The organism is Aldersonia sp. NBC_00410, from assembly GCF_026342035.1.
Classification (GTDB): Bacteria; Actinomycetota; Actinomycetes; order Mycobacteriales; family Mycobacteriaceae; genus Aldersonia.
Genome location: NZ_JAPENM010000008.1, coordinates 308,769 through 329,512 on the forward strand (window position 1 = coordinate 308,769; position 20,744 = coordinate 329,512).

Here is a 20,744-nt window from a genome sequence, read left to right on the forward strand (position 1 = left end):
AGGAGAAACCTATGAGCGACACGGTTGAGGAAGTTCACGACGCGACCGCCGAGCAGCCGTTCACGACGCCCCAGATCCTGCCGGTCGAGGCGTACACGTCACGGGAATACGCTCGCGCCGAGGGTGATCGGCTGTGGGCCAAGGTGTGGCAGCAGGTCGGACGCATCGAGGAACTCCCCCGCGTGGGCGATTACCTCACCTACGAGATCATGGACGACTCGATCATCGTGGTGCGCACCTCGCCGGACACCCTCCGGGCGTATTACAACGTCTGCGCGCATCGCGGACGACGGCTCGTCGACACCCCGGACGGTGCCCGCGACGCGCGTGGTCACGGCCGCCAGTTCGTCTGCGGATTCCACGGCTGGCGCTACAACCTGGAGGGCGAGAACACCTTCATCCCCGAGCGCGACGACTGGCCCTGCGGACTCGATGCGAAGAACTCCGGTCTCACAGATGTCAAGGTGGATACCTGGGGCGGCTGGATCTTCATCAACATGGACCCCGAATGTGAACCGCTGCGGGACTATCTGGAGCCGGCCGCAAGCCTGCTCGACCCGTTCCAGCTCGAGAAGATGCGCTACCGGTGGCGGCGCTGGTTGGTCTTCGACTGCAACTGGAAGGTCGCCTTCGAGGCGTTCATGGAGACCTATCACGTCCCCTACACGCACCCGGAGTTCATGAACTTCGGCGCATTCCTCGGCTGGGCCCGGGCCCAGGGCAAGCACAGCAACATCGGTTACGACGCACCGAAGGGTATGGAGGAGAACCAGGCCAAGCTGCGCATCGGCTCCGGGCCCGACGCCCGCAAGTCGACGATTCAGCTGCAGAACTTCACCTGGGAGAACGCCAACACCAACACCACGCGCACGCTCGTAGATGCCGCACAGCGGTTGGTGGAGGAACTGCCCGAAGGCACGCCGCCCGGCGAGGTGATGCAGCACTGGCTCGCCTCTGCTCGCCGTGACGACGCCGCGCGCGGCGTGATCTGGCCGACCGTGCCGCCGGAAATCGTCGCCAAGAGCGGCACCGCATGGCAGATCTTCCCGAACTTCCAGATCGGGCACGCGCTGAACAACATGCTGTGCTACAGCTTCCGGCCCTACGGCGACGATCCCGACAAGTGCTACTTCGAGGCCGCTGTGTACGAACTGTTCCCCGAGGGCGAGGAACCCAAGACCGAGTGGGTGTACACCCCGGTCGACGATCCGGGCTGGCGCACCGTGCTGCCGCAGGACTTTTCGAACATGGCCGCCGTCCAGAAGGGCATGAAGGCCCGCGGATTCACCGGACCCAAGCCGAATCCCTACCGCGAGCGCAGCGTGGTGAACCTGCACCACAACCTGTCCCAGTACATGGGCACCGGTGCACCGCGCGACCTGAGCTGAGCGCTCGTCCCTACCACCCGCACGAATATAGGAAGCTAAATGCAGCAGAACTGCGCAGCAACGGAAACTCCGGAAGTCGATATTCCGGCCTTGCACGCGAAGTACCTCGCAGAGCGCGACAAACGGCTGCGGACCGATGGCCAAAACCAGTACCTGCAGGCCGAGGGCGGCTTCGAAGAGTTTTACGAAGGTGATCCGCACCTGCCGGTGGAGCCGCGCGACGCGATCATCGACGAAATCGACGTCGTGGTGCTCGGCGGCGGGTTTGCCGGCCTGATAGCCGCGCAGCGTCTGCGCCAGGCCGGGGTCGAAGATTTCCGGATCATCGAACTCGGCGGCGATTTCGGCGGTGTTTGGTACTGGAACCGCTACCCGGGCATCCGGATCGACTCGGATTCCTACTCCTACCTACCGCTGATCGAAGAGACCGGTTTCATGCCGAAGGAGAAGTACTCCAGCGGCGACGAGTGCTTCGAGCACGCGCAGCGCATCGGCAAGCACTTCGGCCTGTACGAGAAGGCGCTCTTCCACACCCTGATCCGCTCGCTGGAGTGGGATGAGTCGATCAGCCGCTGGCAGATCAGGACGAACCGGGGCGATGAGATCCGCGCACGCTTCGTCGTCATGTGCCAGGGCCCGTACAACCGGCCGAAGCTGCCGGGTATCCCAGGGATCAAGGATTTCAAGGGACACATGTTCCACTCCGCCCGCTGGGACTACGAGTACACCGGCGGCACCCTGCACGGCGGGCTGGACAAGATCGCCGATAAGCGAATTGCTGTCATCGGCACCGGGTCGACCGGCGTTCAGATAATTCCGCACCTGGCCGCCGGCGCGAAGCACCTGACCGTCTTCCAGCGCACACCCTCCTACATCTACGAGCGCAACAACCCACCGACCGATCCGGAATGGGTGAAGTCGCTCGAACCGGGTTGGCGCGAAGCCCGGCAGCGGAACTTCAACAACGCTGGTTTCGCGTTCTACAAGCCGGGCGAGCCGGACCTCATCTGCGATGGTTGGACCGAGGTCGCACGCAACCTGGCCGCCAAACTGAACGAGACGAACGGCTGGGCCGCGATCGCCGATCCGGTCGAGTTCGCGCGGCTCAAGGAGATCGAGGACTATCGCTCGATGGAGCGGCTCCGCCGCCGGGTCGACGAAATCGTCGAGGACCCGGAGACCGCGGAGAAGCTGAAGCCGTACTACCGGAACATGTGCAAGCGACCCGTCTTCAGCGAGGAGTTCCTGCCAACCTTCAACCGCCCCAACGTCACGCTCGTCGACGTAGCGGAGACCAAAGGCGTCGAACGCATCACCGAGAACGGCATCATCGCCAACGGTGTCGAGTACGAGGTCGATTGCATCGTCTTCGCCAGTGGCTTCGAGATCACCACCTCGCTCGACCGGCAGTTCGCCATTCGTCCGTTCGCCGGCCGGGATGGTGAGTCGCTGTACGACAAATGGGGCAACGGTTTTCGCACGCTGCACGGCATGATGACGCACGGATTCCCCAACCACTTCGCGACCGGTTTCGTGCAGGGCGGGGTGACCGCGTCGGTGACGCGGATGTACGAGCAGCAGGCCGACCACATCGCCTACATCGTCAGTACGGCCCTGGATCGTGGCATTACGCACGTCGAGCCGACCGCGGAGGCCGAAGAGAACTGGGTGCAGACCATCCGGGCCAACGCGTTCGACAACAGCCTCTTCACGAGCGAGTGCACGCCCGGCTACTACAACAGCGAGGGCGAAAAGAACGGTCGCGGCTTCCTCGGCGATCCATTCTGGGGCGGTTTCTACAAGTTCGAATTGCTGCTGCAGGCTTGGCGCGCCACCGGTGAACTGGAAGGTATGGAGCTGCGCAAGTGATGGTTCACCTGTCTCGTTGCCACAACGTGAGGAGATCGCATGACTGACCTCCGATTCGACGATCGCGTTGCCGTGATCACCGGAGCCGGAAGGGGATTGGGACGTGCCTACGCGCTCCTGCTCGCCGCCAAGGGTGCCAAGGTGGTCGTCAACGACAACGGCAGCGCGATCAGTGGCACCAACGGCGACATCGGCGTCGCCGACTCCGTGGTGGCCGAGATCCGCACCGCCGGTGGCGAAGCCGTCGCCTGCACCGAAACCGTGGCGTCTCCGGCCGGCGGGCAGGCGATCATCGACGCCGCGCTCGACAGCTACGGCCGGATCGACATCCTCATCCACAACGCCGGCAACAACCGGTACGCCTCGCTGACCGAGATGAGCTACGAAGACTTCGACGCGGTACTCGATGTCCATCTTCGCGGCGCATTCAACTTGGTGCGCACGGCATTTCCGCACATGTGCGACGCCGGGTACGGCCGGGTGGTGCTGACGTCCTCGATCGGCGGCATCTACGGCAACAAACGAGTGGCGAACTATGCCGTCTCGAAGGCGGGCATGATCGGACTGTCCAACGTGGTCGCGCTCGAGGGCGCGGAGCACGGGGTCAAGTCGAACGTGATCGTGCCGGCCGCAGTGACGCGGCTCGCGGAGGGGCTCGACACCTCCGCGTACCCGCCGATGGAGCCCGAGCTGACTTCACCCGCAGTCGGCTGGCTGGCTCACGAAAACTGTTCGATCACAGGGGAAATGCTCGTTGCGATCGCCGGGCGAATAGCCCGCGCCTACATCGCCGAGACCCCTGGGGTGTACCAGCCGGCTTGGACGATCGAGGAGGTCGGGATGCGGATCGATGCCATTCGCGATACCGACGATTCGTGGATTCTGCCGGTCGTCCCGTCGGGACACGTCGATCACATCACCAGAAGCTTTGCGATGGCCATGGAAGGCAGCACTCATCATGTCGGTTAAGGTTTACGAACGCATTCTCGACCTCTTCGAGGCCGAGGGCATCAACACCATTTTCGGTATTCCGGACCCGAACTTCGTCCACCTGTTCCACGAAGCGGAGGAACGCGGCTGGAATGTCGTTGCGCCACACCACGAGGAGTCGGCGGGCATGATGGCCGAGGCCGTGTCGCGCATGACCGGCAAGGCGGCGGTGTGCATCGGCACGCTCGGTCCGGGCATCGCGAATATCGCCGGCGCAATCATGTGCGCCAAGGTGGAGAATTCGCCGGTCATTTTCCTGGGCGGCCAGCGCGCCCGGATCACCGAGCAGCGGGTCCGCCGCGGCCGGATCCAGTTCGTGAAGCAGGCCGGCCTGGTGGAGAACTCGGTCAAGTACAGCGCCAGTATCGAGTACGCCGACCAGACCGACGAAATCATTCGAGAAGGCCTGCGCAAGGCGCTGTCCGGCACCCCCGGCCCGGTGTACATCGAATACCCTTCGCACGTCATCCTCGAAGAGCTCGACGTGCCACCGGTGCTTCCGCCGGATCGCTACCGCCTCGTCGGGCAGACCGCCGGTCAGGACAAGATCACCGAGGCGGCGGAACTCATCCGGGCTGCCAAGCAGCCGGTCCTGATCGTCGGCCACGGCGTACATACCGCGCGGGCGCAGGAGACGGTCAAGGAGCTCGCCGATCTCATGGCCTGCCCGGTGATCCAGACCTCCGGCGGTACCTCCTACATCAAGGGCCTCGAAGACCGCACGTTCCCCTACGGCTTCTCGGCCGCCGGGCTCGAGGCGGTCGTCGCCTCCGACCTTGCGCTCGCGATCGGCACCGAGCTCGGCGAACCGGTGCACTTCGGCCGGGGGCGGCACTGGGTGGCCAACGAGGCGAACCGCAAATGGATTCTCGTCGAACAGGATCCGACGGCGATCGGCGTCAACCGTCCGATCGATGTGCCACTCGTCGGTGACCTGCGCGCGGTCGTGCCGCAGCTGGTCGAGGCGCTGCGCGACACTCCGCGCACGGCCACGCCGGAACTCGCCGAGTGGATCAAGAAGGACGCCGATCGCCTGCACGAACTCGCCGAAACCGCCCCCTCGGGGCGCACCCCGGTGCATCCGGCGCGGCTGATCGTGGAGGCCACCAAGGTATTTCCCGCCGACGGCATCATGGTGCGCGACGGTGGCGCAACGACGATCTTCGGCTGGACCTATTCGCAGGCCAAGCCGCACGACGTCATGTGGAACCAGAACTTCGGTCACCTCGGTACCGGACTCCCCTACGCGGTGGGCGCGTCGGTCGCCGACGGTGGCAAGCGCCCGGTCATGCTCGTCACCGGCGACTCGTCGTTCCAGTTCCAGATCGCCGAGCTCGAGACTGCCGCCCGACTCAACCTCCCGCTGGTCTGCGTGGTTGCGGTCGACTACGCCTGGGGCCTCGAGGTCGGTGTTTACAAGCGCACCTTCGGTCACGATTCCCGCGAGACGGGCACGCACTGGAGCACGAACACCCGCTTCGACAAGGTGGCCGAAGGCTTCGGCTGCTACGGCGAGTACGTCGAACGCGAGGAGGACATCGCACCCGCCATCAAGCGGGCCTACGCCAGCGGTACCCCGGGCGTCATCCATGTGGCGATCGATCCGAAGGCGAACTCCGAGGAAATGCCCAGTTACGACGAGTTCCGCACCTGGTACGCGGAAGGACAGCAGTGAGGAATTGCCATGCGTGAATACCTGAAGTTCTACATCGACGGCGAGTGGGTCGATCCCGCAACTCAGCAGAGTTTCGACGTCATCAACCCGGCGACCGAGGAACTGGCCGGCAAGGTCGCCAACGGCTCGGTTGCCGACGTCGATCGCGCGGTGTCGGCCGCCCGGCGCGCGTTCGGAACCTGGTCGGAATCGACGGTCGCACAACGCTTGGATCTGCTGCGCGCGATTGCCGCCGAGTACCAGAACCGCGCGGCCGACCTCGGCGCGGCCCTCACCGAGGAGATGGGTGCACCGTCGGCCCTGGCCAACGGTTTTCAAATCAACCTCGGTGCCGGGCATCTCGACACCGTCATCGGCATCCTGGAGAACTATGCGTTCACCGAACAGCGTGGTTCGACGCTGATCTCGAAGGAACCGGTCGGTGTCTGCGGCTTGATCACGCCATGGAACTGGCCACTGAATCAGATCGCAGTGAAGGTGTTCCCCGCCCTCGCCACGGGTAACACGACGGTGCTCAAGCCCTCCGAGCGTTCACCGCTGAGCGCACAGATCTTCGCCGAGATACTGCACACCGCAGGCGTCCCCGCGGGTGTCTTCAACCTGGTGCAGGGCGACGGACCGAGTGTCGGCGTGCCACTGTCGGCACACCCGGACGTGGACATGATCTCGTTCACCGGCTCGACGCGGGCAGGCATCGCCATCGCGGAGAACGCGGCCAAGACGGTCAAGCGGGTCACCCAGGAACTGGGCGGCAAGAGCCCCAACGTCATTCTGGACGACGCCGACTTCGCCGATAACGTCGGCAAGGGCGTCGTGTCGATGATGCTGAACTCCGGCCAAACCTGCAGCGCTCCCTCCCGAATGCTCGTACCGAGCACCCGGATGGAGGATGCGATCGAGGCGGCCAAGCAGGCCGCAGCGGGAGTCACCGTCGGCGATCCGAACGGCGACTTCGCCATCGGTCCCGTCGTGGCCAAGGATCAGTTCGACAAGATTCAGCAGCTGATCCAGAAGGGCATCGATGACGGCGCCACCCTCGTCACCGGCGGTCCCGGCCGACCCAAGGGGCTAACGAAGGGCTTCTACGTTCAGCCGACCGTCTTCGCGGATGTCAAGAACGACATGACCATTGCCCGGGAGGAGATCTTCGGTCCGGTTCTGGTCATCATCGGCTACGACAACGTCGATCACGCGATCGAGATCGCCAACGACACCGAGTACGGCCTCGCCGGCTTCGTGGCGGGCGCCGATCTCGACGCTGCGCGCGCGGTCGCTCGCCGCATCAGGGCTGGGTCGGTCGCGATCAACGACGGATTCGACTTCTGCAGTCCGTTCGGCGGTTACGGCAAGAGCGGAAACGGCCGGGAATGGGGCGAATTCGGCTTCGAGGAGTACCTGGAGGTCAAGGGCATCCTCGGCTATGCACCCGCGGACGCCCAGTGACTGTGCGACCGAACTCCACCAGGTATCAGTAAGGAGCACGAGTTGCCTGCGATTGCGACGAAAAAACTCAGCGACAAAGTCGGCGTCGAGGTGCTCGATGCCGACGCCGATCGGCTGATCAACGATCCCGACATCCCCGCCGCGTGCATGGACGCCCTCGAACACAATGGCGTCCTGCTGTTTCGGGAACTGCACCTGACCGACGCCGAGCAGGTCGCGTTCTGCCGGCGGCTCGGCGACCTCGTACTGTTCCCGAAGTACGAGGTCCCCGAGGTCATGGTGATCAGCTTCGACCCGGACAACCCGAACCGCCGGTACTTCGAGAGCAACGACTACTGGCATCTCGACGGTTCGCTGGACCCGATTCCGGCGAAGGCCTCGATCATGAGCGCCCACATCACCGCCGAGCGCGGCGGCGAGACCGCGTTCGCGAGCACCTACGCGGCGTACGACGCGCTGTCCGACGTGGAGAAGGGCGAGTTCGCGAACCTGCAGGTGGTGCATTCGATGGCCGCCATTCAGCGGCGCGGGCATCCGAATCCGACCGAGAAGCAAGAGTCCGACTGGGCCCGTGTGCCAACCCGGGAGCATCCGCTGGTGTGGAACCACGAAAGCGGGCGCAAGTCGCTCGTCTTCGGCGCGACCGCCGACCACATCGTCGACATGGACGTCGACGCGGGACGCAAGCTGCTGCTCGATCTCGAGGAGCGTTCGACGGCACCGGAACTGGTGTACCAACACACCTGGTCGGTCGGCGACCTCGTGATCTGGGACAACTGCGGTTTGCTGCACCGGGCGTGCGAGTTCGACCGGAACAAGCCGCGACGGATGCACCGCAGCACGCTCGTGGGCAACGAACCCATCAAATGACCGGTCGCACAGCGATTGTCACCGGCGGGGCGTCCGGAATCGGTGCCGCCATCGCGCGTCGCCTGGCCGCTGATAGTGCGCTTGTCGCGATCTTCGATGTCAACGCCGACGCGGCCGTGGCGGCCGCGTCGGCCATCGAGAGCAATGGCGGCAAGGCCGTTGGGATCGGCGTGGACGTCACAGACCGGGCGAGCATCGACGCGGGTGTGGCCGAGGTACGGGCCCGGCTCGGCCGTCCCGCGATCCTGGTAAACAACGCCGGCCTAAGCTCCGACCAGCCGTTTCTCGAGACCACCGCCGAGACATGGAACCGAATTCTCGCGGTCAATCTAACCGGATCCTTCGACTGCTGTCAGGCTGTACTGCCGGACATGATCGACGAGGGCTGGGGACGTATCGTCAACATCTCATCCTCCAGCGTGCACAGCGGCGCACCACGCATGGCTGCCTACGTTTCGGCGAAGTCGGCCGTCGTGGGCCTGACGAAGGTACTGGCGCTGGAATTCTCACCTCACGGGATCACCGTCAATACGATCCCGCCCGGGTTCATCGACACCCCGATGTTGCGGGCATCGGTAGCGCGCGGGGAGGTCCACGTCTCGTCACAGGAGAAGCGCACGCCCGTTCGCCGCATCGGTCAACCAGAGGACGTCGCCGCCACGTGCGCATTCCTGGTGAGTGAGGAAGCGGGCTACATCACCGGTCAGGTTATCGGCGTCAATGGTGGCCGAAACATGTAGCAGCCCCTGCGAGCCGATCGGTCGCACGAACGACGAGCGCCTCCGCCCGAATCACGGGTGGAGGCGCTCGCGTCGGGTCGACCGCAGGGTCAGCCGCGAACCGGCAGGTATGGCACGAGATCCGGCTCGGGTTCGACCCCAAAGGTGCGCAGCGCCTTCGCGAGCAGTTCGTAGGCGCCGACGGTGAAGACGATGTCCATCAGCTGTCGATCGTCGTACTCGGCCGCCAGTTCCTGCCAGGTCGGTGCGCTCACAAACCCGTCGAAGACCATTTCGTCAGCGGCCCGCAACAGACTGCGGTCGCTGGGCGACCAACCTACGGCGTCCGGCCCGTCCGTGACACGGGCGATCTCCTCCGGTGTAAGGCCGGCGTCACCGGCCAGCAGCGTGTGCTGGGCCCACTCGTAGTCGGCTTGCCGAACACTGGCCACTCGGAGCACGAGCAGTTCGCGCACCCGCGCGGAAATCGTTGCTCCATAAAGGATGTGCCCGTTGAACTCGAGAAACGACCGCGCGAGATCCGGATGAACCGCGAGGGTGCCGAGGAGGTTCGCACCACCGGGACGTCCCTCATTGTTACGGTCCCCCTTGACTTTTGCGCGATACTCCGACATGTACGTCACCAGCTTCGGCGCCCATTCTCGCCTGCTGATCGGTGCGATTCGAGCCATGCGCACAACACTTCCTTCGACGAATCGATCGTCGTAATCCATTGTTACGAACGAAGATTTGAAAACGGTGCTACCGCTTCGAATGCTATCAGCGTCTCGTCCGAGCGCGGAGGTCTGTGGCCGCCCGATTCGATGACCGCGATCCCATCCCACGACGTGGCCGTCGTCGCCGACACCCAGATGGCAACAAGAGCGGTCGCACTCTGGTTCAATTGGCTGGCCACCACTACGGCATGCACTTGCCCGACCGGAGAGGGACCCGATGCCGCGCGCCCATTTTCGAAGCCCGTTGCACGGGCGGTTGTTCAGTCGCCGGAGCGATCTCGAGCCCGGTCCCGCGGCGAGTCGAATCAGCGCCTACATCTACGGAAACATCCTCATGCTCACGGCATTGGTGCCGTTGCCGGTTGATCGGACCGAACTCGGTATCGCAGTGCTGATGGGTACCGCGCTCTCCACGTTCATTGCGCACGCCTTCGCGGAGACAGTGGGCGACAGCGTGCGCGAGGGAACCGACATCACCCGCCAGATGCGAGTGTCGGAGCTGCGAAATTCCGTTCCGATTCTCACCTCGGCGGTCCTGCCATCTGCCGTCCTGGTTTTCGGCGCCTTCGAGGTGGTTGACGACGAGACGGCACAGCTCATTGCCGAGATTTTGGTGTTGCTCCGGATCGGCGGAATCGCGTTTGTCATCAACCGGCTGCGCGACCGGCCCGTCGGTTTCGAGACCGTCGTCGCGTCCATCGTGATCGGCACGGTGGCGTTGGCAGTCGTCGCGGTCAAAATTGCGCTCGCGTACTGATTGCGATCAGCACGATTCCAATGCTCCCCAGCGATGACCGCGACGCCTAACGTCGGCCGCTGGGAGGTGCCGACATGGCCGAGCCGCGCGAACGAACGAGTCTGTTGTCGTCACCGATCCAGGTCATTCGCAACCTGTTCCGCGGACTGCTGCGCAGTTCCTGGTCCTTCGCCTCGTCCGAGACGGGGCTGCGCACGGTGATCGCTCAACTGCGCTGATCGCCGACAACGGCTCAGCCGAGCAACCCGTCCACATTGGCAACGGAGCGAGCCGGGCCCTTCACGAAAACGTCGATATCGAGGTCCTCGTCCCGATAGGCGGCAAGCAGGTTCAGGTCCCGAGTGGCGTGCACGATCCGGTGCACCGCACCCCCGGACAGCGGATAGTCCGGTGCGAAGTGTTGCCAGTGCACGCAGACCAGCGTTCCCCCAGGATCTAGGTGATCGACGGCGTCACCGAGGGCATCACGCAGCGCGTCGCCATCGAGGTAGTAGCCGACCTCACTCAACACGATGAGATCGAACTCGCCGAGGTCCCGCCACGGCGACCCCAGCGCCCATTGCCGGCACCGAACGGTCCCGATGTTCGGTGTCGCGGCGACCCGTTCTCGCGCGGCGATCACAGCGGAATCGACGACGTCGGTGGCGATCACCTCGTCACAACGGGCGGCCAATCGTGCGGTGAGCACACCGATCGAACAACCCGGCTCGAGGCATCGACGATACCGAGGCTGCGGGAGCGCCGCGAGCGTGAGCGCGTACTTGCGCTCCTCGTACCAATGGCGTTCGAATCCCCACGGGTCACGGTCATCGTCGTACAACTTCCGGAAATAGTCGGCGGGCAGGCTGGAACCGGTCATGGAAACACCGTCTCGGTGGTGCGGGTCCAGTGCTCGAGGACGTGAGCTCCCAGCACCGGCGGTCGCTCCGGGTCCGGCGAGTCGATTTGGCTTCGAAAGTGTTCGATGGCAGCGAGTTTGGCCGAGTGCTCGGCATCGGTCAGGTTGATCGACCGCGCCCGCACCCACGGGACGATGGGTTCCTCCGGACGGGCCCAATGCCACATCCAGATCGGGTACCACACGAGCCGCGCTCCGGTCGCGTTGCATGCCTTGGCGCACGCTCGCCCAGTGGCGTCGTGGTCCGGGTGGCCGTCGCGCCGGAAAGGTGCTAAGCACCAGGTGCTTTCGGACCCCGCACGCAGGACCGATTCGACCGCCGACATGAGCATCGGTTCGTGCGCGGCAACGTCTCCGTCGGGTAGTCCGAGGCGGACTGGAACCGCCGCGACACCGAGTTCGGCGAGCGCGCGCTCCCGCTCCACCGCGCGAGTGTCGACGAGATCGGACCGCGCCGTACCGGACTCAGTGGGGTGGGACCCTTCGCCCTCGGTCACCGCAACGACTTCGACCGAAATGCCGAGTCCGGCACAGCGTGCCATCAGGCCGCCGACCCCTAGCGTTTCGTCGTCGGGGTGTGGCGCGACCACGACGAGGCGCTCACACCCGCTGATGTTCAGCTCCGGAAAGTCGATACCCGCACTCTGCCAATCGGACTCACGTGTCCCGGGCAACTGTGGCGGCGTGTCGGCCAGTGAGCTCACCATGGTTCCTCCTGATCGGCGACGTCGTGCCCCAGCATGGCAAGGTCGCGTTCGGCATGGCTCTGACGTAGGTACACGGTGAGATCGGCGACCCGCCGGGCATGCTCGGGGTCAGCGCACAACGGTCCGGCACCGAGCGCGCGTCCGACCCGGTCGATCACCTCGGTGGCGGTCTGCTCGACGACCGCTCGGACGCGCAGTGCACGCAATCTTGCGGTGTGCCGGTGGTCGAAGGGGTCGGCATCGACTTCGGCTGCCGCACCACGCAACACTGCTCCGGCAGCGTGCAACACCGCGGCAACGGCACCGAGGTGCGCTGCGCCGTGTTCGTCCGAACGCCCCTCGGCGATCTTGCGATGCAACGGATCCGCGACTGCGCACGCGGCACCGTACCAACATGCGGCGACACCGATCGCGCCATGCCAGAATCCCGCCCGGCGCAGGTACTCCCCCGGCTTACCCACCACTACCGCCGGTGTGTGATCGAATTCGACTGCGCCCGAATCACTGTCGGCCATCCCCACCGCGTGCCAGGTATCGGGAACGACGCGCACGGACGGTTCGCGGAGATCGACGGCATAGAGCGCTCGTTCGTCGCCCGCTCGTGCGGTGATCAGTGCGTGGTCGCAGATTGATGCACCGGAGCACCAGAGCTTTCGGCCGTTCAGCAGCACCCGGTCACCGTCGGGAATTGCGTCGAGCACCGGCGACGGCGGCTCAGCTGCCCATACGCCCCACAGCTGCGCGCGCTCCGGGGGCGGGCCGTCGAGTTCATGCAGGATGGCCACCGCGTCCGCGTGTGCTTCCGCGAGTCGACCGAGGACGGTGTCACGCCGGGCGAGTCCGGCGAGTCGTTCCCAGCGCTCCCAGGTTCGTCCCGCGCCCGGGTCGGGGAGCTCGAGTTCCCCGGCATGCTCCAGGTCGCGCAACTGCCGCGCGACCGGACTCAGCACGCCCCCACCCCGCGGGCGTCGGGGTCCGGACTCCCATGCAGAGTTCGCAAGTGAGCGGCGAAGCCGCTCGGCGCACGCCCGTGCAGTCGAGCCGAGGTGCGGACGGCGAGGTCACCCGCCCACGTGATCGGAACACCGTGCTGTTGCAGGCGGTGCACCAGATCGACGTCTTCCCCGGTGGCCAGCGGGGCAAAGCCGGCGACGGCCCAATAGTCATCCGACGCGACCCCGAGGTTGGCGCCGTGGATGTGGCGATGTCCGCGCTGCCCGCGGTAGGTGGCCTCGTAGTTGCGGCGTGTCCGCGCGTCCAGCGCCGACCAATCGTGCACTGCGACGGTGCCGCACACGGCCCGCGCACCACCTGCGGCGTGCGCGAGATGCCTTTGCAGCCACCATGGTTCGACGTGGCAGTCGGCATCGGTACTCACCAGCCACGCACCCGGCGTGCCGTCGCGAACGTGCTCGAATCCCGCCGCACGCGCCGCGCCCACGTTGCGGTGACGCACGAGCACAACCTCGTCGACGCCCTCGGCCGCCACCGCCGACGCATCCGTCGAGTCGTCGAGTACGACCACCAGTCGCACCGGCACGCTGACCTCGGCGCGGGCGCGCTGCAACGACTCGACGCAGCCGGGCAACCTAGCTGCTTCGTTACGCGCCGGGACGACCACAACGATGCTCGGCGGGGTGGCATCGGTCATGTGCAGCGAGGTACCCGCTTTTCGCCGAGTTCAAGCCGAGTGCACAGTTCTTCCGGTTACCGAGGCATGCTCGGCCGGAACAACTATGCGGTGGGCGTGACCGCGCAGCCGTCCGGGCCGCAAGATTCGGCATCCTCGACGCCGACCGGGACGAGCCGATCGCCCCAGGCGAGTTCGAGCGCCTGGGCGAAGACCTCGGGCGGCTGCGCACCGGAGACCGCGTACTTGCCGCCGAAAACGAAGAACGGCACGCCACTGACGCCGAGCGACGCCGCCTCTTGCTCGTCGCGCCGTACGGCGTCGGCATAGGCATCCGGATCCGCGAGCACCGCACGCACCTTCGCCTCGTCGAATCCCGCCCGCACCGCGATGTCGACGAGACGCTCGTGGCTGCCGAAGGTCGGCTCGGGTTCGGCGAAGTTGCCGGCATACAGCGCGTCGAGCAACTCTTCCTGCCGGCCGAGTTCGTGGGCGAAATGCAGCAGTCGGTGCATGTCGAAGGAACTGCCGAAGTCGCGCCCGGTCAGATACGGCAGACCGAATTCGTCGAACTGCGCGGCCATCCCGCGCTCTTTCGCAGCGACCTGTTCGATCGAGAGGCCATACTTTCGCCCGATGTGCTCCTCGATCGGGCGGGAGGCGTCGGCGGGCAGCGTCGGATCCAGCTCGAACGACCGATGCACCACCTCGATGCCATCACGCTGGGGAAACTCCGCCAACGCCGCGTCGAACCGTGCCTTGCCCAGGTAGCAGAACGGACAATTGATATCGGTCCAGATATCGACCGTGACAGTCATTCGAAGGGTCCTCTCCACTGACCGACGACGCGCCGGACTCCACCGGTACAACGACGGAACCCGCCATCCGCTTCCCGCCGCGCCGCGCGGTGACCGATGTCATGCGCGACCCGTGCGTAAATATTGTCCCGGATGCCGTGTCGATCCGAGGGGTGACCCGTTCGACCTTGGGATGAGAGGCTGGCGAGGGCGAGCCTGACAACCGTCACAGGAGGCGAGACCGATGAAATACATGCTGGTGATGCGCGCGACCGACGAGGGCTTGGCCAAGATGGCGAACGTCGACTTCACCGAGATGCTCGAGACCGTGGGCAGATTCAACGAAGAGTTGATCCGCGCCGGCGTGCTCGTGGCGGCGGAAGGGCTCGACGACGCCGCCGAGGGTGTGGTCGTCGACTACTCCGCCGATCCGCCGATCGTGACCGACGGACCGTACGGCGAGACCAAGGAGCTGTTCGGCGGGTTCTACCTCCTGGACGTGGCCTCGAAGGAGGAGGCCGTCGAGTGGGCGAAGCGGCTGCCGATGGCCGGCCCGGGCTTCAAGACCGAGATTCGGCGCGTGCCCTCGATCGATGAGTTCCCGCAGGACAACGAGTGGATAAAGATGGAACGGGCATGGCGCGAGGAAACCGGACAGCTCTGACCGACCACTGATGGCCGATCCCACCAGCGCGGAGCCTGCGGAGCGCTCATCGCGGACCAGCGCGGAGCCTGCGGAGCGCTCATCGCGGTCCAGCGCGGAGCCTGCGGAGCGCTCATCGCGGTCCAGCGCGGAGCCTGCGGAGCGCTCATCGCGGGCCAGCGCGGAGCCTGCGGAGCGCTCATCAAGGACCGGCCGTGAAGCGGTTGGCGCCGTCTGGCGGATCGAGTCGGCGCGGATCGTCGGTGCCCTGGCGCGCTACACCGGCGATTTCGCGTTGGCCGAAGACCTCGCCCAGGAAGCCCTTGCCGAGGCCCTGGTGAGCTGGCCACGCGACGGCATACCGCGCAATCCAGCCGGGTGGCTGCTCACCGTCGGCCGGCGCCGGGCGATCGACGGGTTCCGCCGACGCGCCGCGCTCGACGAGCGCTACACCGCCCTCGCGCACGGTCTGGCCGAGGGCGGGGTCGTCTCGGGTGGCGCGCCCGAAGATGTCACGAAGGCGGCGGCGGACGTGCTGTGGGATCCGGACCGGATCGATGACGACATGCTCGCGTTGATCTTCACCGCGTGCCACCCGGTGCTGTCGCCCGAAGCACGGGTGGCGCTCACGCTGCGCGTGGTCGGTGGCCTGACGAGCGACGAGATCGCCAGGGCATTTCTCGTCCCCACCGCGACCGTGCAGGCTCGGATCACGCGCGCGAAGAAGACACTCGCGGCCGCCGGGGTTCCGTTCGCGGTGCCTGCCGCACAGGAGCGGGCGGCGCGCCTCGGCTCGGTTCTCGGCGTTATCTACCTGATCTTCACCGAAGGATCATCGGCGAGTTCCGGCACCGCGGTGATCCGGCTCGACCTCGCCGCCGAAGCGCGCCGGCTTGCCACGGTGCTCGGCAGGCTGATGCCCGATGAATCCGAGGTGCACGGGCTGCTCGCATTGCTCGAGCTGACTGCCGCACGTTTTCCCGCCCGCACCGGGCCGGACGGGGCGCCGGTGCTGCTCGAACAGCAGGATCGGACGCGCTGGGACCGCAGCGCAATTCGCCGCGGCCAGGCGGCGCTGCGACGCGCCGAGCGAGCCGGACGCGGCGTCGGCGCCTATGGACTACAGGCACTGATCGCCGAATGCCACGCCGTCGCATCCGCAGTGGACGAGACGAACTGGGACCGTATCGTCGCGCTCTACGGCGCACTGGGCCGCCTTGCTCCCTCGCCCGTCGTGGAGTTGAACCGCGCGGTCGCGGTGGCCATGGCGCACGGACCCGCCGCCGGGCTGCTGATCGTCGACGAACTGAGCACGGACCCGGCATTGGCGAATTCGCATCTGTTGCCCAGCGTCCGTGGCGAGCTCCTGATCCGGCTCGGTCGCGACGGCGAGGCCCGCGCCGAGTTGGAGCGCGCGCTCGAATTGTGCGGGAACGAGCAGGAGCGAGTCGTCCTGCGTCGCAAGATCGACAGCAATACGCAGCGTCCCGGGTGAGTGCGACGCCCGGCGCGGGCGTCAGTCTGCGTTCAACACCGGGTCGGCCATGCGCGTGACATAGTCCGCGATCCGGTCCAGGTCGGCGTTTTCCAGGGCGGAGGTGGCGATCTTCTGTCGCATCACCACCACGCCGAGGATGAGGGCGTTGAGGAGTTCGGCGCGCAGCGCGCCGTCCGGACCGGCGAGTCGGTCGCCGAGGCCTTTGGTGATTCTCGACTCGATCATGTCCCTGATCACGACGGTCATCATCTCGTTGTTGACGACCCCGGCGAGCAATTCGAATGTTCCCTTACCCGACGCACTGACCTCGAGCACCTCGCGGAGCATCACGGCGGCGATCTCGTCGAGCGGGGCCGACGCGACGACATCGTCGACACTGCTGGTGCCGGATCGGACAGCCTCGACGAAGAGCTCCTCCTTGGAACCGAAATAGCGATTGATCAGCGCCTGATTGACCCCGACCACAGCGGCGATGTCACGTGTCGTGGTATGCGCGGCGCCGCGCTCGGCCAGCAGTTCGCGCGTCGCGCTCAGGAGGGCACTGCGGGTTGCCGCGGCATCGCGGCGACGCGGGTGGGTGTCGTCGGCGGCCATCGGGATTGCCCTCCCGCTCGGATTCACGGCTGGACGCCAAGCTTAGGACACTGGCCGGGCTGTGACGGGAACCACTGAGGACATAAGTCTTCACACGTTGACTCGCATCGGCTCCCGGTCGTAGATTCGCAAGTCGTCGACTGTTTACTCTTGCGTTCGGCGCCTGAGCCTGTGTCGGCAAACCCGATCTCCGGCCCGGTCCCCGCGAAAATCGACGCGACCGAGTGGTGCACCATGCTCTATCGTCCCGGTAGCCGAGCGGCTGGGAGCACCGCGCACTGTGCATCACCGCCGCACCAGCGATCGCGCGGCACCCCCTCCCGTTACCGACCCGCCAGCCCCGGCGCCCGCGCCAGAAACGAAGCAACGAATGCCGATCAGCCAGGAAGACGAACGGACTGCGCCGGAAAGCCAGGACACCGGGATCGGTGCTGCCGGTGGACTCTTGATCGCTGTCCTCTTGGTGGCCACGTTCGTGGTCATCCTGAACGAGACCATCCTCAGCGTTGCCCTCCCGCGCCTGATGGCCGATCTCGGCATCTCGGCATCGTCTGCTCAGTGGCTGACCAGTGGGTTCCTACTGACGATGGCGATCGTCATTCCGACGACCGGCTACATCCTGGAACGGTTCAACATCCGGCCCGTCTTCATCACGGCCATGACGCTGTTCTCGCTCGGCACGCTGGTGTCCGCGCTCGCGCCGGCATTCGGGGTACTGCTCGTCGGCCGGGTCATCCAGGCGACCGGTACCGGCATCATGTTCCCGCTGCTGATGACCACCGTGCTCAACGTCGTCCCGGCCGCCCGGCGCGGCAGGATGCTCGGCCTCATCTCGATCGTCATCTCCGTCGCACCGGCGATCGGGCCGACCTTGTCCGGGCTCGTCCTGCAGCACTTCAGCTGGCGGGCGATGTTCCTGATGGTCCTTCCGGTGGCGCTCGGTGCACTCGCACTCGGCGCGGTCCTGGTCCGCAACGTCACCGAGCCGCGACCCGCACACCTTGATATCGCGTCGGTCGTATTGTCGGCCCTCGGCTTCGGTGGACTCGTCTACGGCCTCACCGCCATCGGCGAATCCGCAGCCGGACACTCCGCTGTCCCGCCGTGGGCCCCCCTTATCGTCGGTGCGGTCTCGCTGACGTGGTTCGTCTTGCGACAGCGGGCCCTCGCCCGGAGTGATTCGGCGCTGCTCGATCTACGCGTGTTTTCCGTGCGGGCGTTCGGCATCGCCGTCGTCCTGCTCTGCATCATCATGCTGTCGCTGTTCGGTTCGCTGATCCTGCTGCCGATCTACATGCAGAGCGTGCTGGGAAAGAGCACCCTGGCAACCGGTCTCGCGTTGCTGCCCGGTGGCCTTGCCATGGGACTGTTCTCGCCGTTCGTCGGAAACATGTTCGACCGGTACGGTCCCCGGCCCCTCGTTCTGCCCGGCGCAATTGCGCTCAGCGCGGGCATGTGGATGTTGGCAAGCCTCGGCGAGGACTCCTCGTTGCAACTTGTCGTGGCCGGACACGTCACGCTCTCGATCGGCATCGCATTCGCGCTGACACCGCTGATGACGACGGCGCTCGGATCGTTGCCCGAGCACCTCTACTCGCACGGCAGCGCCGTCGTGAGCACCGCCCAACAGGTCGCCGGAGCCGCGGGTACCGCGCTGTTCGTGACCATCATGGCGACCGCGGCACACAACGCCGACGGTGCCACCGACATCGCCTCGACTGCGCACGGTATCCATCTCGCGTTCATCGTCGGTGGGGTCGTTTCACTGGTCGCGGTAGCGGGTTCGGCGTGGTTCATGCGGATGCCGGAGTCCGCGCGCACCACCGCGGTGGCGTAGCGGACGCAGTGGCGAAGCGGGTACCGACTTCGAAGTCGCGGCCTCGAAAATAGTCTATATTTGCGCCATGCCTTCACCGTCCGGGACCGCAGCACGACCCCAGCGACGACCGCGGCTCAGCGACGTCGCCGCCGACCACGTGCGTGAGCTGATCGTCTCCGGTCAACTCGCGCCCGGTGAGTTCGTGCGCCCGGAAATCCTGGCCGACGACCTCGGGATCAGCGCCACACCGGCCCGGGAGGGGCTGCTGACGCTGCAGAGTGAGGGGTTCCTCCGTGTCGAACCACGACGCGGATTCGTCGTCGCCGCGCTGAGCACCGCCGATATCGCCGACGTCTACACCGCGCAGGCCCTGCTCGGCGGTGAGTTGGCCGCGCGGGCCGCAGCCAAGGCCACCGACGCCGAGGTTGTCGAGCTCGAAAAGATCCAGTCCGACCTCGAATCCGCGGCAAAGGTCCAAGATTTCGAGGCCGTCGAGCGGCTCAACCACGAGTTCCATCGACGCGTGTACCTGATGGCCGATGCCCCTAAACTGCGCTGGCTGGTGCGGGCCACCCTCGGCTACGCGCCGCGGAAGTTCTTCGCCGCGGTGGAAGGCTGGCCGGAAGCATCCGCGCACGATCACCGCGCGATCATCGACCGACTCCGCGCCAACGACGGTCGGGGAGCGCGCGAAGCGATGGCGCAACACGTCCACAACGCGGGTGACCTGCTCGCCGAGCATCTCGGGGCACGCTCGGTCGAGAAATGATCACCGAATCCAGCGACCGAGCGCGCTCATGCGAATTGCCCTGTCGCGCTTGCATGCACGCGGCCGCCACCGGAAACGACTGCCAACTCCACGGTGCCCGCGTTCGACGCCGGTGTACCCTCCACCCGTAGCGGGTCGCCAAGGATAGCCGGGCTTTGCAGCCGGAACTCGAAGTTGGACAGCACCTTTCCATTCGAACGAGCGAGCTCTGCCATGTACACCGCAAGCAGCGGGCCGTGCACGACCAGGCCGGGATATCCCTCCACCCCGGTGACATAGGGATGGTCGTAGTGGATGCGGTGCGCATTCGAGGTGAGCGCGCTGAACCGGAACAACAGCGCTTCGTCCGGTTGCAGATCGGCATGCCATGGCGCGCCCGACTCCGGCAACTGTTCCGGATTGCGTGCGAAGGCCGTCGCGCTGCCGGTGTCGCTGCGGTACACCAGGTTCTGCTCCTCCACCACGCACAGCGCGTCGTCCTGCCGGTACTCGCTGCGGATCGTCACGAACAGCATCTCACCGCTGCGGCCGGTCTTCTCCTGCACTCTCGCGAGGCGCGCCCGTTTTGTCGCAGGCCGTCCGACCCGCAGCGGCTTGTGCACCTCGATGCGTGAACCGGCGAACATCCGGCGCCGGTTCGGAATCGGTGGCAGGAAGTGGCCATCGCGGGGGTGCCCGTCGACGCCGAGTTCGCTGCCCTTCGGCCAGTCCGGGAAATACACCCAATGCCACGGGATCGGCAGTGCATCGCCGGCACCGAACGTGTCACGGAGTTCGAGAGTCGCCGCGAGCCGGGTCGCCTGCGACGCTGCCAGCTCGTCGTGTTCGTCGACCGGTTCGGGATGCCAGTCGCCGACGAAGCGGCCGAGGCCGGTTTCCGTTGTCGAGTGCGTCATATGGTGCTCCCCTCACGGGATTTGGACGATTCCCGAGCGGACGAG

Annotated in this window: 21 protein-coding genes; 13 read left to right on the forward strand and 8 right to left on the reverse strand. The window is 66.0% G+C overall.

All coding sequences use genetic code 11. From position 1 onward, the window contains the following. Positions 1-11 precede the first annotated feature (11 nt). From OG921_RS19775 to OG921_RS19805, 7 genes are read left to right on the forward strand one after another with little or no spacing between them, the layout of a single operon-like run. A complete protein-coding gene (locus tag OG921_RS19775) occupies positions 12-1,388 on the forward strand; it encodes an aromatic ring-hydroxylating dioxygenase subunit alpha (protein WP_266114217.1) in 1,377 nt (458 codons plus the stop codon). Positions 1,389-1,427: 39 nt separating this feature from the next. Further along, positions 1,428-3,257, forward strand: coding sequence for an NAD(P)/FAD-dependent oxidoreductase (locus OG921_RS19780; protein ID WP_266114218.1), 1,830 nt, complete (start codon positions 1,428-1,430; stop codon positions 3,255-3,257). A 39-nt stretch (positions 3,258-3,296) separates the two neighbouring features. Continuing rightward, positions 3,297-4,226, forward strand: coding sequence for an SDR family NAD(P)-dependent oxidoreductase (locus OG921_RS19785; protein WP_266114219.1), 930 nt, complete (start codon positions 3,297-3,299; stop codon positions 4,224-4,226). Then, on the forward strand, positions 4,216-5,922 hold the full coding sequence (locus tag OG921_RS19790) for a thiamine pyrophosphate-binding protein (protein ID WP_266114220.1): 1,707 nt from the start codon (positions 4,216-4,218) through the stop codon (positions 5,920-5,922). Before OG921_RS19785 ends, OG921_RS19790 begins: the two co-directional genes overlap by 11 nt. A 9-nt stretch (positions 5,923-5,931) precedes the next feature. Continuing rightward, positions 5,932-7,365, forward strand: a complete 1,434-nt coding sequence (locus OG921_RS19795; protein WP_266114221.1) for an aldehyde dehydrogenase family protein — start codon at positions 5,932-5,934, stop codon at positions 7,363-7,365. 42 nt (positions 7,366-7,407) lie between these two features. Then, complete coding sequence (locus tag OG921_RS19800; protein ID WP_266114222.1) at positions 7,408-8,235, forward strand: TauD/TfdA family dioxygenase; 828 nt, start codon at positions 7,408-7,410, stop codon at positions 8,233-8,235. After that, positions 8,232-8,975 (forward strand): SDR family NAD(P)-dependent oxidoreductase, encoded by a 744-nt coding sequence (locus OG921_RS19805; protein ID WP_266114223.1) that lies wholly within the window; start codon positions 8,232-8,234, stop codon positions 8,973-8,975. Before OG921_RS19800 ends, OG921_RS19805 begins: the two co-directional genes overlap by 4 nt. Before the next feature lie 89 nt (positions 8,976-9,064). Here the strand turns inward: OG921_RS19805 and OG921_RS19810 are convergent, their stop codons facing one another. Further along, complete coding sequence (locus OG921_RS19810) at positions 9,065-9,646, reverse strand: carboxymuconolactone decarboxylase family protein (protein WP_266114224.1); 582 nt, start codon at positions 9,644-9,646, stop codon at positions 9,065-9,067. Positions 9,647-9,947: 301 nt separating this feature from the next. Between OG921_RS19810 and OG921_RS19815 the strand changes: the two genes are divergently transcribed. Together OG921_RS19815 and OG921_RS19820 are read left to right on the forward strand one after the other, a co-directional pair. Continuing rightward, entirely contained in the window at positions 9,948-10,448 is a 501-nt protein-coding gene (locus OG921_RS19815) for a hypothetical protein (protein ID WP_323182827.1), read from the forward strand. Positions 10,449-10,522: 74 nt separating this feature from the next. Further along, positions 10,523-10,666, forward strand: coding sequence for a hypothetical protein (locus OG921_RS19820; protein WP_266114226.1), 144 nt, complete (start codon positions 10,523-10,525; stop codon positions 10,664-10,666). 14 nt (positions 10,667-10,680) lie between these two features. Here the strand turns inward: OG921_RS19820 and OG921_RS19825 are convergent, their stop codons facing one another. The 5 genes from OG921_RS19825 to OG921_RS19845 all read right to left on the reverse strand — a co-directional run bounded on the left by OG921_RS19825 (position 10,681) and on the right by OG921_RS19845 (position 14,501). Next, the gene (locus OG921_RS19825) at positions 10,681-11,307 is read right to left on the reverse strand and encodes an SAM-dependent methyltransferase (RefSeq protein WP_266114227.1); all 627 of its coding nucleotides are present in this window, start codon (positions 11,305-11,307) and stop codon (positions 10,681-10,683) included. After that, entirely contained in the window at positions 11,304-12,053 is a 750-nt protein-coding gene (locus tag OG921_RS19830) for a PIG-L deacetylase family protein (RefSeq protein ID WP_266114228.1), read from the reverse strand. The genes OG921_RS19825 and OG921_RS19830 overlap by 4 nt, the downstream gene beginning before the upstream one ends. Further along, on the reverse strand, positions 12,047-13,003 hold the full coding sequence (locus OG921_RS19835; protein WP_266114229.1) for an acyl-CoA dehydrogenase family protein: 957 nt from the start codon (positions 13,001-13,003) through the stop codon (positions 12,047-12,049). Before OG921_RS19835 ends, OG921_RS19830 begins: the two co-directional genes overlap by 7 nt. Continuing rightward, entirely contained in the window at positions 12,997-13,704 is a 708-nt protein-coding gene (locus OG921_RS19840; RefSeq protein ID WP_266114230.1) for a glycosyltransferase family 2 protein, read from the reverse strand. The genes OG921_RS19835 and OG921_RS19840 overlap by 7 nt, the downstream gene beginning before the upstream one ends. Positions 13,705-13,787: 83 nt before the next feature. Beyond that, the gene (locus OG921_RS19845; RefSeq protein WP_266114231.1) at positions 13,788-14,501 is read right to left on the reverse strand and encodes a DsbA family oxidoreductase; all 714 of its coding nucleotides are present in this window, start codon (positions 14,499-14,501) and stop codon (positions 13,788-13,790) included. A gap of 223 nt (positions 14,502-14,724) precedes the next feature. On the opposite strand from OG921_RS19845, the gene OG921_RS19850 reads away from it, so the two are divergent. Then, the gene (locus OG921_RS19850) at positions 14,725-15,144 is read left to right on the forward strand and encodes a YciI family protein (RefSeq protein ID WP_266114232.1); all 420 of its coding nucleotides are present in this window, start codon (positions 14,725-14,727) and stop codon (positions 15,142-15,144) included. A 10-nt stretch (positions 15,145-15,154) separates the two neighbouring features. After that, entirely contained in the window at positions 15,155-16,618 is a 1,464-nt protein-coding gene (locus OG921_RS19855) for an RNA polymerase sigma factor (RefSeq protein WP_266114233.1), read from the forward strand. A 21-nt stretch (positions 16,619-16,639) separates the two neighbouring features. On the opposite strand, the gene OG921_RS19860 is transcribed toward OG921_RS19855, so the two are convergent. Continuing rightward, the gene (locus OG921_RS19860) at positions 16,640-17,215 is read right to left on the reverse strand and encodes a TetR/AcrR family transcriptional regulator (protein WP_266114234.1); all 576 of its coding nucleotides are present in this window, start codon (positions 17,213-17,215) and stop codon (positions 16,640-16,642) included. 370 nt (positions 17,216-17,585) lie between these two features. Here OG921_RS19860 and OG921_RS19865 point away from each other — a divergent pair, with 370 nt between their 5' ends. Together OG921_RS19865 and OG921_RS19870 are read left to right on the forward strand one after the other, a co-directional pair. Next, on the forward strand, positions 17,586-19,052 hold the full coding sequence (locus OG921_RS19865) for an MDR family MFS transporter (RefSeq protein ID WP_266114235.1): 1,467 nt from the start codon (positions 17,586-17,588) through the stop codon (positions 19,050-19,052). Positions 19,053-19,119: 67 nt separating this feature from the next. Continuing rightward, positions 19,120-19,803 (forward strand): GntR family transcriptional regulator, encoded by a 684-nt coding sequence (locus OG921_RS19870; protein ID WP_266114236.1) that lies wholly within the window; start codon positions 19,120-19,122, stop codon positions 19,801-19,803. Between the two features lie 26 nt (positions 19,804-19,829). Here the strand turns inward: OG921_RS19870 and OG921_RS19875 are convergent, their stop codons facing one another. Beyond that, on the reverse strand, positions 19,830-20,699 hold the full coding sequence (locus tag OG921_RS19875) for a MaoC family dehydratase N-terminal domain-containing protein (RefSeq protein ID WP_266114237.1): 870 nt from the start codon (positions 20,697-20,699) through the stop codon (positions 19,830-19,832). Positions 20,700-20,744: the final 45 nt, after the last annotated feature.

Bases quoted from the DNA above. Each gene is read 5' to 3' on its own strand.
- OG921_RS19775 (WP_266114217.1), top strand. From the start codon at position 12: ATGAGCGACACGGTTGAGGAAGTTCACGACGCGACCGCCGAGCAGCCG.
- OG921_RS19780 (WP_266114218.1), top strand. From the start codon at position 1,428: ATGCAGCAGAACTGCGCAGCAACGGAAACTCCGGAAGTCGATATTCCG.
- OG921_RS19785 (WP_266114219.1), top strand. From the start codon at position 3,297: ATGACTGACCTCCGATTCGACGATCGCGTTGCCGTGATCACCGGAGCC.
- OG921_RS19790 (WP_266114220.1), top strand. From the start codon at position 4,216: ATGTCGGTTAAGGTTTACGAACGCATTCTCGACCTCTTCGAGGCCGAG.
- OG921_RS19795 (WP_266114221.1), top strand. From the start codon at position 5,932: ATGCGTGAATACCTGAAGTTCTACATCGACGGCGAGTGGGTCGATCCC.
- OG921_RS19805 (WP_266114223.1), top strand. From the start codon at position 8,232: ATGACCGGTCGCACAGCGATTGTCACCGGCGGGGCGTCCGGAATCGGT.
- OG921_RS19810 (WP_266114224.1), bottom strand. From the start codon at position 9,646: ATGGCTCGAATCGCACCGATCAGCAGGCGAGAATGGGCGCCGAAGCTG.
- OG921_RS19820 (WP_266114226.1), top strand. From the start codon at position 10,523: ATGGCCGAGCCGCGCGAACGAACGAGTCTGTTGTCGTCACCGATCCAG.
- OG921_RS19825 (WP_266114227.1), bottom strand. From the start codon at position 11,307: ATGACCGGTTCCAGCCTGCCCGCCGACTATTTCCGGAAGTTGTACGAC.
- OG921_RS19830 (WP_266114228.1), bottom strand. From the start codon at position 12,053: ATGGTGAGCTCACTGGCCGACACGCCGCCACAGTTGCCCGGGACACGT.
- OG921_RS19840 (WP_266114230.1), bottom strand. From the start codon at position 13,704: ATGACCGATGCCACCCCGCCGAGCATCGTTGTGGTCGTCCCGGCGCGT.
- OG921_RS19845 (WP_266114231.1), bottom strand. From the start codon at position 14,501: ATGACTGTCACGGTCGATATCTGGACCGATATCAATTGTCCGTTCTGC.
- OG921_RS19850 (WP_266114232.1), top strand. From the start codon at position 14,725: ATGAAATACATGCTGGTGATGCGCGCGACCGACGAGGGCTTGGCCAAG.
- OG921_RS19855 (WP_266114233.1), top strand. From the start codon at position 15,155: ATGGCCGATCCCACCAGCGCGGAGCCTGCGGAGCGCTCATCGCGGACC.
- OG921_RS19860 (WP_266114234.1), bottom strand. From the start codon at position 17,215: ATGGCCGCCGACGACACCCACCCGCGTCGCCGCGATGCCGCGGCAACC.
- OG921_RS19865 (WP_266114235.1), top strand. From the start codon at position 17,586: ATGCCGATCAGCCAGGAAGACGAACGGACTGCGCCGGAAAGCCAGGAC.
- OG921_RS19870 (WP_266114236.1), top strand. From the start codon at position 19,120: ATGCCTTCACCGTCCGGGACCGCAGCACGACCCCAGCGACGACCGCGG.
- OG921_RS19875 (WP_266114237.1), bottom strand. From the start codon at position 20,699: ATGACGCACTCGACAACGGAAACCGGCCTCGGCCGCTTCGTCGGCGAC.